This is a genomic window from Mucilaginibacter sp. JRF, assembly GCF_015223065.1.
Classification (GTDB): domain Bacteria; phylum Bacteroidota; class Bacteroidia; order Sphingobacteriales; family Sphingobacteriaceae; genus Mucilaginibacter.
Map to the genome: position 1 here is coordinate 1 of NZ_JADFBY010000001.1, position 14303 is coordinate 14303.

At 43.8% G+C, this 14303-nt stretch carries 10 protein-coding genes and 1 tRNA gene; 2 read left to right on the forward strand and 9 right to left on the reverse strand.

Translation table 11 applies throughout. From position 1 onward, the window contains the following. The 4 genes from IM792_RS00005 to IM792_RS00020 form a co-directional block, all read right to left on the reverse strand. Window positions 1–491 (reverse strand): hypothetical protein (locus tag IM792_RS00005; RefSeq protein WP_194099635.1); only part of this gene is annotated, 491 nt, incomplete at its 3' end. 276 nt (window positions 492–767) lie between these two features. Next, window positions 768–841: transfer RNA gene (locus tag IM792_RS00010), tRNA-Arg, on the reverse strand. Between the two features lie 407 nt (window positions 842–1248). Then, complete coding sequence (locus IM792_RS00015; RefSeq protein ID WP_194099636.1) at window positions 1249–1650, reverse strand: DoxX family membrane protein; 402 nt, start codon at window positions 1648–1650, stop codon at window positions 1249–1251. Further along, window positions 1647–2912, reverse strand: a complete 1266-nt coding sequence (locus IM792_RS00020; protein WP_194099637.1) for an ectonucleotide pyrophosphatase/phosphodiesterase — start codon at window positions 2910–2912, stop codon at window positions 1647–1649. Before IM792_RS00020 ends, IM792_RS00015 begins: the two co-directional genes overlap by 4 nt. A gap of 98 nt (window positions 2913–3010) precedes the next feature. Here IM792_RS00020 and IM792_RS00025 point away from each other — a divergent pair, with 98 nt between their 5' ends. Then, on the forward strand, window positions 3011–3640 hold the full coding sequence (locus tag IM792_RS00025) for a hypothetical protein (RefSeq protein WP_194099638.1): 630 nt from the start codon (window positions 3011–3013) through the stop codon (window positions 3638–3640). Between the two features lie 11 nt (window positions 3641–3651). Here the strand turns inward: IM792_RS00025 and IM792_RS00030 are convergent, their stop codons facing one another. The 4 genes from IM792_RS00030 to IM792_RS00045 all read right to left on the reverse strand — a co-directional run bounded on the left by IM792_RS00030 (window position 3652) and on the right by IM792_RS00045 (window position 9970). Beyond that, a complete protein-coding gene (locus tag IM792_RS00030) occupies window positions 3652–4068 on the reverse strand; it encodes a BLUF domain-containing protein (RefSeq protein ID WP_194099639.1) in 417 nt (138 codons plus the stop codon). A 69-nt stretch (window positions 4069–4137) separates the two neighbouring features. Then, window positions 4138–6084: a 1,4-alpha-glucan branching protein GlgB gene (gene glgB, locus IM792_RS00035; RefSeq protein WP_194100746.1), complete on the reverse strand. Its 1947-nt coding sequence runs from the start codon at window positions 6082–6084 to the stop codon at window positions 4138–4140. A 344-nt stretch (window positions 6085–6428) separates the two neighbouring features. Further along, complete coding sequence (locus IM792_RS00040) at window positions 6429–7340, reverse strand: OmpA family protein (protein WP_194099640.1); 912 nt, start codon at window positions 7338–7340, stop codon at window positions 6429–6431. A gap of 173 nt (window positions 7341–7513) precedes the next feature. Next, window positions 7514–9970: a glycoside hydrolase family 31 protein gene (locus IM792_RS00045; RefSeq protein WP_194099641.1), complete on the reverse strand. Its 2457-nt coding sequence runs from the start codon at window positions 9968–9970 to the stop codon at window positions 7514–7516. A 269-nt stretch (window positions 9971–10239) separates the two neighbouring features. Between IM792_RS00045 and IM792_RS00050 the strand changes: the two genes are divergently transcribed. Continuing rightward, on the forward strand, window positions 10240–12588 hold the full coding sequence (locus IM792_RS00050; RefSeq protein ID WP_194099642.1) for a hypothetical protein: 2349 nt from the start codon (window positions 10240–10242) through the stop codon (window positions 12586–12588). Window positions 12589–12590: 2 nt separating this feature from the next. Here IM792_RS00050 and IM792_RS00055 read toward each other — a convergent pair whose 3' ends face one another. Beyond that, window positions 12591–14300, reverse strand: coding sequence for an alpha-amylase family glycosyl hydrolase (locus IM792_RS00055; RefSeq protein ID WP_194099643.1), 1710 nt, complete (start codon window positions 14298–14300; stop codon window positions 12591–12593). Between the last annotated feature and the right edge of the window lie 3 nt (window positions 14301–14303).

Genomic DNA, 14303 nt, shown 5'->3' on the forward strand with positions numbered 1-14303 from the left:
CTATTATTTTGGACGATTGATAAGGTTAAGGTCTTCCCATATAACTTCTCAATATTTCTGATGTAATAATTTGATCGATGTCTTTCTATTTCTAAACTATCTTCAAATTGTTTGTTTTTGGTTTCTATAGTACTAATCAAAATGGAAGTTGCTTTCCCATTTGAATTATAACGCATTGCTGAAAGAATGATTATTATTATAGTTATTAAAGTTACGATGTAGGCCAGCAAGAAATATTTTCTTGATAAATATTTCATACGTTGAGAATGACTGAGTTGAGATATTTCATCGTAATTGTAACCGGCTTTTTTAGCAAACTCCGCTCGCTCATTCTCCGGCAGTCTATCAATAATTTTTACAATATCTTTTGATTTGATTTTTCTATTATAAGCAAAAAGCCAAACAAACAACAAGATAATGTAGGCAACAACAGCTAATGGTTCTTTAGCAATTTCTGGCAAAGCAGAAATAAATTGATCAATATTCTCCATGGCCGACTTGTAAGGTATCAAAATATCAGAAAGGAATGGAAATTATCTGTCTTTAATCCGTTACTAGAGGATTTACTACGTGTTTCTCAAGGCAATATAATGAAAAATACCATCCTCTGGAATCGTTATCAATAGTTTAATTGTGCGTAACGACTATGGCTAAGGATTGAAAAGCTGAACCGTTAGAATAAAGATAATTGTAATTTTATAATGAGTGATTTTTGGTAGGTAAAAACAAAGGGGACAAACGATAGGAGTTTCGTTTGTCCCAATGAGTGATCCCGTTTGGATTCGAACCAAAGACCTACTGCTTAGAAGGCAGTTGCTCTATCCAGCTGAGCTACGGGACCGTACCGCGTTTTTATTTCGCGGTGCAAATATGCTAATTATTAATGGAATTGACAATGCCGATTTTTGGCTGCTTTTTTTGACGATGAAAGGCAAAAATAAAGCCCCCTTACACTCGCTGTTTGGGGGCTTCAAACCTAAACCTTATCACATTAGTAAGTAGTGAAACTTACTTAAGCTGCAAATCTAATAAAATGGTGTAGAATATACACCAAACTTTTGTAAAAAACTTATTATAATAGTATTTATTTACATATTGATAAATGTTTTAATCTATTAAGAAAACTTAAGAACATTAAAAACTAATATGAAATACTATTATATAGAATGATAATAAATACCAATAATTTATTAAAAGCGAAAGATAATGATGCTCAAAAAATCGGTTTACTGATGCCTTAAACCATGTTTAGTGCTTGCGCAATGTGCTATCAATGGCGTAGCTGTTATAAGGCAAAAAATAATACAAAACCGCGAAATATAAGCCGTAGAGCATTTGTATAAAAACATTGTTCCACTGCTCAATCGTGCTTGAGCCAAAGATGAGCATCAGCATAATTACCGCCCCGCCAACAATGGCGTAACGAGTAAACAGCCCAATAAGCAGTAATACACCAACCAATAATTCGGCAAAGGGCAACAAATAAGCAAAGGCATGAACCATACCTTGCGGAAATACCGACTGGCTGAATTCACCTACCATCCAGCCGCTGAATTTATCGAGCTTGGGCATACGTGCCAAACCATGGCCAAGCATACTCACGGCTATGGGCAGGCGTGCTAACAGGTAACTTACTTGCGGGTTATTCATTTTGTATTCAACAACACTTCATTGGCTATTTTGTTGTTGCCGTCGGTTTGTTGTTGCGGGATAAGGCCCAGTATTTGGGTGATGATGTTATATACATTTACGTTGCTGAAAGCCTTAATCTGTTGGTGCTTTTTAAAGGCCGGTCCCCAGGCCATAAAGGTGGCGTGCACATCCTTCACCAAAAACGGATCGAACCCGTGCCAGCCGGGGTTAATGTTTGTCTTGCCTATGTATTTGAACACGTGCGGCCAGTCGGGCTTTAACAATATATCACCTATGCGGTTATACTTATCATCCTTTGAGCCATAATGCAGGCGCGCGGGCATATCCTGCTTTAATATCACCTGGTAATCCTTTGCCTGTGCTTTCAGTGCTTTATAGGTGCTTTGTATATCGGCACCGGGTTTGGCGTACAACTCAACCAATATGCCATCACCGGCAATAACAAATTTTGAGGTATCAATGGCGGGTAATTGTATAGGGTGCTCGTTGTCAACGCGGGTCATGCCGTGGTCGGATACGAAAACGAAATTCACATCCAGTCCCGTCGATTTACTCACCTTAACCAACTCATTCACCACCGAATCAACATACTGTACCGCCGCGCCTGCTTCTTTCGAGTCGGGGCCATATTTGTGCGCGGCATCATCCACGTTCGACATATAGAAGGTGATCAGGTGCGGGCGTTCAGCTTCGGGCAGCCGCAGCCATTCGCCAACCTTTTGTATGCGGGTGTTAATGGGTATTTGTTTGTTGTAATTGTAATAGTAAGTAGGGTTTGTGCCTTGTATGGGCGCTTCGGCTGCTACCCAGTAAAAGCTGGCTGAAAGCATCTGCTGTTTTTCGGCCAATACCCATAGCGGTGTACCGCCATACCATGAGCTATCGGCAACGGCTTTTTTATCGCTATTGTCATAGTGTTTTTTCGTTGCCGGGTCGTAAAAGTTATTATGTACCAACCCGGTATGTGCCGGGTACATGCCCGTTACCAGGGTGTAATGGTTAGGGAAGGTAAGCGATGGGTATGATGGTATCATGGCATCGGCACGTACGCCGCTATCACTGTAAGCAAGCAGGTGTTGCGCGTTATACTTCTTAGCGAAATCGTACCTGAAAGCATCTGATGATATCAGTATAACATAAGGCTTTTTTTGCTGAGCCTTGCTGTTTTTACGACCGGCGATGATCTGCTGCGTGGTATCAGTTTGGGCGTAGCTGCTCAAAAAAAGCAGCATGAGGGGTATGGCCAAAAAGTATTTCATGTACAACAAAAATACTTAAATGAGTATAAACAGCATTGCCATAGCAGTTAATTTGAAATAACAATTATGTTATATTTGCCGCCGCTTAAACATATCACATGAAACTACGCATATTTTATATCCTCGCATTCTTTGTTGCATTATCAGCCTGTAAAAAGGATGACATTGAGAGCTTTCCGCATGTATTGAAGGGAGTAAAGATCTCTCAAAAAGGTGATATACGTTTATATACCACAGGAGGTGCAGAAATTAAGAATAAATCAGTTATTCAACAGTTCACAAATCAATGGTCTGATCCGGTTGCGGATTACAATCCCGGAGTAGATATAATTACTTTTTCAAGTAAGGATACCATAACATTTGGCACAAGTAATCTAAAGTATTCGGTACAACGAAAAGGAGATAGATTTCTGTTTTATTCAGAGTACCCGGTTTTTTTAGGCATTGAGCGTGCTATGGACCCATATTTAGCCTACACATCAGAGATCATTCCAATTGACGCGACGTCAGGATATGATCCGCGCAGAAAAGATGTAAGGGTAGCTTATGGTAACAACAATAACTTCAGGCTTAGTTTCTTGTTATATAAAATTAAACGTAGTGATGGTTATAATTTCTCCATAACCCAAGGCGGATTATACAACGAAATAAACAAAAGCAGTTTGCGTGACCTACAGCAAGGCGATACATTAGCTGTGCAGGAATTCACGATCAATTATAAAAATTAAGCTTATCAGCCTCAATTCATCTTATTATTCTCGGCAAAGCCTTTGAGCATAATAATGGCGGCATTCACTTTTTCACTGTTTAAAAAGCTTTGGCTTTGCGGGTCAACATAACCCTCAAATTCCTCCAATACATCAGCATTAACGGATGCGAAACCCATGCTCCAGTCAGGGAAGTTACGGGTTTGTAAAGGACCGGCGGCAAGTTCTATCACGTTGCGGTGCCTGTCATCAAGCAGTATTTTGTGGTAGGTTGCCATTACGGCTTCGCGCTCGCCCTCAAGCACCTGCATAAAGGTGCCACCCGCGTACATCAGCATACCCGTAAGCTCATTAGCCACATTATTATCCCTGCTAACCGATAGTATTTCGGCCAATTCAAAATCGGTAAATAAATGGTTGGCTGTACTTAAATAAATAATATTGAACATATAAAACGTAAAAAGCGGATATCTGCAATTCAACAGCAATATCCGCTTTTTGTTATATAGAGGATGAAATTATCCTACTCTTTTTAAATATACCGCCCCTAATGGAGGTAAGGCCAGGTTTACAGATTGTGGTTTGCCATGCCATGCAATACCTTCGGTGTGTAGCTCACCATTATGGGTTGAGCCGCTGCCCCAAAACTCCTGGGCATCCGAATTAAATATCTCGCGCCACGTACCTGCTGATGGTACGCCAATGCGGTAATTATGGCGAACAACAGGCGTCATGTTCAAGACAATAACAACTTCATTAGCCGGATCATGACCCTTACGGGCGTAAACCAATATCGAATCGTTAGCATTGCCGCCATCTACCCATTCAAAGCCGCTCCAGTCAAAAGCTTTTTCGTACAGGGCGGGCTCGGTGCGGTAAACGTGGTTAAGGGCCTTTACGGTTTCTTTTACACCCTGATGGCAAGCGTATTCCAGCACGTGCCAATCCAGTGAATACTGATAATTCCATTCACGACCCTGACCAAACTCAGCCCCCATAAACAGCAGCTTTGTACCGGGGTGACTAAACATATAGCTGTACAGCAAACGCAGGTTAGCGAATTTTTGCCACTCATCGCCCGGCATTTTGTTCAGCATTGATTGCTTGCCGTACACCACCTCATCGTGCGAGAAAGGCAGCATAAAGTTCTCGGTAAAGGCGTATATGGTACTAAAGGTTATTTGCCCGTGATGGTACTTACGATACACCGGGTCGCTCGAAAAGTATTTTATCGAATCGTGCATCCAGCCCATCATCCATTTCATGCCGAAGCCTAAACCGCCGTTAAAGGTTGGTCTGCTTACACCCGAGAAAGCTGTTGACTCCTCGGCAATGGTCTGCACATCCGGAAAGTGTGCGTATACGGCCTCGTTAAATTCTTTCAGAAATGCTATAGCTTCGAGGTTTTGGTTGCCACCATAAATGTTAGGCTCCCATTCGCCGTGGTTGCGTGAATAATCGAGGTATAGCATTGAGGCCACAGCATCCACACGTAAACCATCAGCATGGTAACGATCCAGCCAAAACAGCGCGTTACTGATCAGGAACGATTTTACCTCGTTGCGGCCATAGTTAAATATAAACGATTTCCAATCGGGATGATAACCTTTTCGGGTATCAGCATGCTCATATAAATGCGAGCCATCAAAGCGGTACAAGGCATGCGCATCACCCGGAAAGTGCGATGGTACCCAATCCAGTATAACACCAATACCCTCGTTGTGCAGGCGCTCTATCAGCTCCATCAGTTGCTGCGGTGTGCCATAGCGCGATGATGCCGCAAAGTAACCACTTACCTGGTAGCCCCAGCTTGGATAATAGGGGTGCTCCATTATCGGCATAAACTCTACGTGGGTAAAGCCCATTTCCTTTAAGTAAGGCACCAGCTTATCACCCAGCTGTGTGTAGCTCAAAAACTCGTCGGGACTTTCAGGACTGCGTGCCCATGACCCCACGTGCATTTCGTAAACCGAATAAGGCTTATCCAGCGCGTTGTTTTCATGGCGATTGGTCATCCATTGTTTATCCGTCCACTCATAATAAGTATCGGCCACTATAGATGCCGTATGCGGCGGTAACTCCCAGCGCAGGGCGAAAGGGTCGCTTTTTTCAAGCTCCTCGCCCGATGATGATTTGATGAAGTATTTATAAGTTTCGCCAACGCCAACATTGGGTATAAAACCCTCCCAAATACCTGAGCTATCCCAACGTACCAATAACTGGTGCGAACCACGGTTCCAGCCGTTAAAATTACCTATTACCGAAATATACTGCGCATTTGGCGCCCATACGGCGAAGTAAGTACCCACCACACCATGATGCTCCACCACGTGCGAACCAAATTTTTCGTACAGCTTGTAATGCTTACCCGCCCTGAATAGTGATATATCAAACTCCGTAAAGCGGCTATATGGCTCTACGGCTTTAAAGGTATGCGTAGCTGCCGGTACGGGTACATCGGGCATGGCGGCGTTTTTTGCCTTTGCCGGTTTTTTAGGCGCGGCAACGTCGGTAGTTTCAGCATCATTAACAGGGGCGGCTTTGGCGCCTGCTTTTGTTGCCTTCTTAACTTTTTCGGTAGTAATTTCGGTTATCTCGGTTTCGGTACTCTTGGTTTGCTTTGCCATATTAAAATGCCTTTTTAAGGCGGTTATACCCGGTAACAGGCGGAGTGATTTATGCTCAAATATATCATAATTGAACATACTTAAAAGGGCTTTGTTTTAATACCTTATAGTATATGCCTAAAATAAAAAAGGAGCTATCTGTTTATGCAGATAACTCCTTGTATAAGCGCGTTATAATTAAATTATTGTTGCGGTGTTTGCTGAGGCGTAGCAGGCGTTGTAGTACCTTGCTGATTTTGCTGATCAGGCGCTTTGCCTATCAAATCCATAAACTGATCCAGTTTTGGTGTAATGATGATCTGCGTACGGCGGTTTTTGGTTTTACCGGCCTCGGTATTGTTATCAGCAATTGGGTTGTACTGACCACGACCACCGGCTGTTAATCTTTTAGGATCAACCGCGTAGTTGTTTTGCAGCGCCTGCACTACTGATGATGCACGCAGGGCACTCAGGTCCCAGTTGTTACGTATGTTTTTTTGCGAGATAGGCACGTTATCGGTGTTACCCTCAATCAACACATCGTAATTACTGTAATCCTTAATGATCTTGGCAATCTTGCTCAATGTTTCGCTTGATTTATCAGAGATCTCAAAACTACCTGATTTGTACAGCATGTTATCAGACAGGGAGATGTAAACCACACCTTTTAGTACCTGTACATCAACATCGCGCATTTCCTGCTGGTTTAATGAGCGTGTCAGGTTGTTGGTAAGCACCATATTAAGCGAGTCGCTTTTGTTTTTGGCGTTAACCAATTGCTGTATATAGCGGTTTGATGCATTGATCTCGTCAACCAGTTTTGATATGTTGAGGTTACCCTGCCCGCTTGAGGTTAAACACTTATCTAATGCCGATTGCAGTTGTCTATTATTGGCGCGTTCGGTATTGATCTGGTCGGTAAGGTTTTCAACCTTGTTGGTGGCCACGGCCAGGTTACGCTCAGTAGTGAGGTATTTTACACGCATGGATTTTGTGTTGCTATCCAAACGGTTATAATCTGTTTGCAGCTGTTTGTATTTTTTGCTGCTTACACAACCCTGGCCAATTACCGCTGCGAAAAGCAGTACCGGGATTGCTGTTAATGTTAGTTTCATGGTATATTATTTTGTGATAAAAATATTAAACAATATTAATCAACTAATATTATGCCATAATGTTTTAAAAGGCTATTTATACATTGATATTACATTTTAACAATGCGGATAAATAAACCACTTATAATTAAAAAAAGCCGGTTAATACCGGCTTTTTCACTTATTTGATATTGTTATTTACTTATTTGTAAAGCATTGAAAGTTTTAGTGTATTTAAATTCTAAAACTTTTTCGTTGTTGATCACAAAATCAGTTATCTCCTTACCATCAATGGTGATGCGGGTAGGTACAAACGGCAGGCCAATCACCTTAAAGTGGTAGCCATCGTAACGTGGAGTGTACAAACCTTCCATACTTTGATTAAGGGTTAACGAGCTTTCGTCGCCATTAACTACAAACTTTTTCTCGGAGTAAATATCCTGCTCGTAAGCGAATGATTCGCCATGATCTTCAAAGAAGAAAGAGTTGGCTTCGTAATCGCTGTAGTAAACATTCAGTTTAACTTCCTCAATAGGTTTTTCGCCTACGTATTGCATCACCGGGTATTCAGGTATTACTGAACCGGCCTTAACAAAAATCGGGATGGTTTCCAACGGAGTTGGTACCTCAACCTCGTCACCACCTGTTTCTACCTCGTTGGTCCAAAAGTTGTACCATTTGCCTTTAGGCAGATACACCTTGCGGCTTTTTTGGCCTGGCTCAAGCACCGGGCAAACCAGTATCTTATCGCCATAGGTAAACTCATCCTGGCGGAAGTGGTTTTTCAGCACATCCTGCTCCTGCATTACCACCGGGCGCAGTATAGGGAAACCATAACGGTGATGCTCCCAAAATGCCGAATACATATACGGCAACAGGCGGTATCTCAGCTCAATAAAGTTACGGTTAATGGCCGTGAATGGTTCGCCAAAGCTCCATGGTTCACGTTCCTTGGTATCACCGGCAGAGTGGGCGCGCATGAAAGGGGAGAACGATCCCAGCTGTATCCAGCGGGTAAACAATTCGCCATCAGGCTCGCCGCTAAAGCCGCCAATATCGGTACCGCAGAACGGTATGCCCGACATAGACAAGCGCTGGCATTGTATGTTGCCCAAGCGCAAATGCTCCCATGAAGCTACGTTATCACCCGTCCATACCGAGGCGTAACGTTGCAGGCCTGAGTAACCCGCGCGGGTAATGGTGAACGGGCGTTTGTTCTTTAATATTTTGCGCATACCCTCGTAAGTGGCGCGTACCATTTGCATACCATATACGTTATGTGCCTTGCGGTGCGAACCTCGGTAGCCATCATAATCGTGCCTTACATCGGCAGGGAAGGTGCCCGAACCAAAAACGGCAGGCTCGTTCATGTCATTCCAAACACCGGCAACGCCGTAATCAATCAGTTCGTCAAACAAACTGCCCCACCACTCGCGTACTTCGGGGTTGGTAAAATCAGGAAACTGGCAACGGCCCGGCCAAACATGTCCCTCCATAAAGTAATCATCGCAACGGCGACAAAAATATTTCTTCTCCTTACCCTCCTTAAACACTGGGTAGTTATCATCAACGCGTATGCCCGGGTCAACAATAACCACGGTTTTAAAGCCCATTTCGGCCGCGTCGGCAATCATCTTCTTCGGATCAGGGAAGTAGCGACGGTTCCAGGTAAAGCAGCGGTATCCATCCATATAATCTATATCCAGATAGATGGCATCGCATGGTATCTTATTTTCGCGGAAACCTTTGGCCACCGCGCGGAATTTTGCTTCAGGGTAATAGCTCCAGCGGCACTGGTGGTAGCCTAATGCCCAAAGTGGTGGCATAGGGTGGGTGCCGGTAAGCAGGTGGTAGCTTTTCACTACGTCCATCATGTGCGGGCCGTGAATGTAGTAGTATTGCATTTCGCCGCCATCAGCCCAAAAGCTGGTTTTGGTTTTATCCTCGCCACCAAAATCAAAGTGCGCTTTAAAGGTATTGTCAAAGAAAATACCGTGCGCAATGCCCTCATTTACGCTGATGTAAAAAGGTATGCTGCGGTACAGCGGGTCCTGGTTCCAGGCGAACGAGTAGGCATCGGTATTCCAGTTCATCAGGCGTTTACCGCGCAGGTTAAGCTCGGTAGGTTTATCGCCCAGGCCAAAAAAGTTTTCGTCGGGGTGGCATTCCTTGGTGCTGAATACGTAGTAACCGCCAAACTGGGTGTTCTCCTCCCAGTGCATGGCCTTGGCATCGCTGCTGGTAATTACGTGGTTATGGTCAGAGAATGATATAAAAAAGTCGGCCTTGCGAATGTGGCAGTTTACCTTCTCGGTTGATACGCGAAACTCCTTATCATCCTCGGTAAAAGCAACCGGTATTTTTTTAGGGTTAAGGTTAGGTACCGCGTACGAGAAATCTTCCAGAAAAACTCCGTGCGGGGCAAGCCTCACACGCATAATTTCTTCGGTTACTACTATCAGTTCAACCTTGGCATCGCCATCGGTAAAGTAATATTTACTGCCCGAGCCTACGCCATGAGTAGGTACTCCCAAATATTTTTTTGTAATGGGCTTAATGCCGTCGGCGGGGTTGTTAAGGTGCCTGAACCCTTCTTCCTCCTCAACAAAATCGTTAAGTATCTCTTTCGGGTTAAGTATGTTATCTTCCATTTAAATCAATTAGTAAGTGCTACAAAAATGCTGATTGCATAACTTAATCGCAATATAGGGTTTTATACGCTTAACCCTAAATTTTGGGGGCAATCAATTAAATTTTTTGGCTTACAGTTAATACAATTTTAAGATATTATTATGGTAGTGTTTTGTGTGTGATGAGTAGCCAAATAAACAATGAAAAAGATGGTTGCATTTTATGGATCATTATTCCTAACTTTATCATAACACGCCAATTATAAACCATCACGCTACCTATACCACCAATGAAAGCAAGATCAGCCTTGTTATGCCTGTGCCTTGTTATTTCGTTAACAACACTTATTAGCCATAAACGGGTTAGTATTGAGGACGACCTGTTCGCCAAAATGAATGCTTATTTCAGCGAGAATGTAAGTTTCGGGCTGTATGTGCATACCGATAAGAACATTTACGTGCCCGGTGAGATCATTTGGCTTAAAGCTTACCTGACCGGCGATACCACCCTGCAAAATGAAGTGCTTTATGTACGCCTGGTTGACCAGAACAATCAGCCCGTGATGAAAAAGGAATTCGCCATGTATGATGTTAGGGCACATGGCAACATCACCCTGCCCGATGACCTGACCGAGGGCAAATACCGCCTGTATGCCTATACCGATAAAATGATCAACTTCTCTCCCCGTGAGGTTTTTAACCGGGAGATAACGGTGGTTGATAATTCATCCATAGCGCTGGAAGCTACGGCATTTTTGGCTGATACTGCCGCCTTATCGCAAGGTAAGGATGTTGATGTAGTTTGTAAGCTAACACGTGATGGGGTAAGCATTGCTGATGCTAAATGCAACTATGTATTGTTAGATAGTGCAAACAATGTACTGTTTGAAGGCAAAACCAACACCAATAACATTGGGGGCGCTATGTTTAACCTACCGGCCAAACACTTAAAAGCCGATGCCCCCTTAACACTCAACATCCTGTTTAATAAAGGTAAAACTGAAAGCAGGCTGAGTTATGTTTTACCTAAAAGGAGCGAATATTTTCATCTATCATACAACATCAACGGGCAGGGTTGCATTGCCGGTGTTCCATGCCGAATAAACTTTGATGTTACTGATTTGAATGGCGAACCCGCTAACGCGAAACTAACGTTGCTGCAAAATAATGCTATTAAACAAAACGTAACCGCAGTAAAAGGTAAGGGGGCTTTGCAATTAAATGCACAGGCAGCAAATACGTATACACTGCTGGTACAGCAGCAAGATCAAAAGCAGTTATTCCCCTTAAAAATTGATGTTAACCCAGCGGGTTATACCCTGAATGTAATGCAAAAGGATGGTGGCCGTGTTGCTATCATCAACAAACGCAATTCGCCGGATGAGCTTGCCATCATACTCCGCTCGGAGCGGGATATACTTTGGAGCCGGATGCTAAATTTTGAGGGGCAGGATTCGCTGGTGGTAGCTATACCGGCCGTAAATACCAACAGCCAGCTGCTAAGTTTGGCGTTGTTTAATACGCAAAGCAAGCTGGTTGCCGAGCAAATAATAGCCAACAGCAGTAACGTGCTTAATATGCAGGTAACCAAGGTTGATAAAGATGGTAAAAGCTTTATGGCCATTAAATTAGCTACAGCAAATCAGGATAAGTCATTGCCGGGCAATCTGTCGGTAGCTGTTGTGGCTAAGCAGGTTATTGATACTAACAGTTACAGATCTATAAACCCCGCATCGGCAAGGCCCAATACATTACATAGTTGGAATGATATATTGAGCTACAACCCGCGTGGCAGTATAAGCACTTACAGTAACACCTCGGGTGTATGGGGTGTTGTGCATCATAAAAAAAATAAGCCCATCAAAATAAAGAATATCTTTTTAAAGAACTCCGAGGGCTTACAGATCATTAAGTTAGACCGCAATGGCAGGTTTTCAATTCCGGCAGAAATGTTGATCACTACGCACGATGGCAGCAACAATCTTTTTTTAGAAAGCAGGATAAAATACGATTACACCATCGAGGTAAAAGACTATGCCGGCGCATTCGATAAAAAAGTGATAGGTGGTTTTTATAATTTAATGCAACCCAATACCATAAGCTATGCCGCCGCCGAAAAGCCATTGGCGGGTTTAAAGGATGTAATTGCATTAAAAGTAGTAAATGTTACTGCTGTAAAAACGATGGACCGCATGGAACGAATAGCCAAGGCCAAGGCTGATTACCCCATTGATTGTGCCGACTATGTGTGCCAGTTCAATTGGTTAAACTGCCTGATGCATGTGCCATCGCCACCTGAGGCAGTTAGGCCGCAAATAGGTGTTGAATATATTTATCAGGGTTGGCCTACTACTTATTGGGGTTGTGTAAAGCCGTTGCTAAAGCCCCGGGAGCCATTAAATAAGATCGTTAAAAATATCTCCGTTCCCCTCGAATTTGATAAGACCAATATTGATGGCTTTAGTACCACTGTTTACTGGCAGCCTAATATTTATACTGATGAAAAAGGCGATGCCTATGTTGAAGTGCCTATCACCTCAACATCTATTAAAGATTACCGTATAGTTGTTGAGGGCATAACCGGCGAGATGAAACCGCTTTTCGCTACTCAAACCATTAAATGGAAAACCAATAAGTAATGTTAAAACGCTAACAAATATCCTTGCATGGCCGGTATATTTAATGGCAGGCCTTGTTGTATATCGGCGCTGTTAAAATGTTTGCCGGTAAGTATATCCTCAAAATTAACTTCAGCCGGTATGTTGAGGTTTTCTATAATATCATGCGGTAGTTTTACCGTTAAATCAACCGTGTGGCGGTTAAAATTCACTACTGCCAGTACACTGGCATTGGCTGTATAGCGCAGGTAAATATACAGGCGGTTGCTAAAGCCCGGTTGATGCTCGTTGGCCATCATCAGCTCATAGAATTCCCCCTCACGCAGGGCTTCGTTATCGCGCACGGCGTTGAGTAATTTGCTGTAGAATTGGCGCAGATGTACCTGGCTTTCGTGTAGCTGAGCGCCGTCGTAAGCGTGGTTGTTCACCCATTTCTGGTGATCGGGCACACCCCAGTAATCAAATATGGTGGTACGGCCATCATCACCGCTAAAGCCCGATGCGCCATGTGCCGGTTCGCCAACCTCCTGCCCGAAGTAGATCATCACCGGACCGGTTGAAAGCGTAGCGCTTACTATCATGCCCGGCACGGCCAGCCAGGCATCGCCCGCAAAAGGGGCGGAGGCAATGCGCTCCTCATCATGGTTTTCCATAAAGCGTAGCATACGCTCGTCAAAACCCTTGCTATGGTGGTTCCACACGGCATTAATATCCCAGGTTGATGAATGCCATTCGTTACGCGTTAGCCGTTTTACAGCATCGTACAGCCCCACCTTATCATACAAATAATCAAACTTGCCATTAAACAGGTAGTTATAATACTCATGCGGGTTATAAGCTTCGCCAATAAATATCACGTTGGGGTAGCGCTGCTTCATTTCGGCTATCAGCCAGCCCCAAAACTCAAAGGGCACGTATTCCACCATATCGCAACGGAAACCATCAATACCCTTGTCGGCCCAGTACGATAGTATGTGCAGCATTTTATGCCACAATGGAGGCACAGGGTTAAAGTAAGTTTTATATCCGGCAACGTAATCAACGCCGTAGTTCAGCTTGATGGTTTCAAACCAGTTGTTGATGGATGGGTAGGCATTAAAAACATTGTCGCCGGTGGCTTTGGCAGGGTTTTCGTCAAAGCGGCCATCCTTTAGCTCGCTGGTAAATTCATCTCCGCCGGGATTATATCCACCCGGAATAACCAGCGGCTGGCCCGGTATATAATAAAAATCGTTAGCGGGCGAAAAGGCTACCGTGTTATCATCATCCTCACCAAAATCGCGCACACCGTCGGGTTTCATATCCGAGTGATAGGTGCGGGCTACGTGATTGGGCACAAAATCCATAATTACCTTTAAGCCGGATGTGTGGGTTCGTGCTATCAGTTCCTCAAACTCCTGCACACGGTTGGGTACGTTAACCGCCAGATCGGGATCAATATCATAATAATCCTTAATGGCATACGGCGAACCGGCACGACCTTTCACCACATCCGGGTCGTCGGGCGCTATGCCGTGGGCCGAGTAGTCGGTCATGGTGGCATGCTCAATTAACCCCGTATACCAAACATGGGTAAACCCCATTTTCTTTATCTCGATGAGCGCCTTTTCGTTAATATCGTTCAGCTTGCCGCAACCGTTTTCCTGTATCGAACCGTAAAATTTGCGCGTGGTATTGGCATTACCGAATAACCTCGGCAGCAGCTGGTATATGGTGAGTTTATGATCGCTCATGAC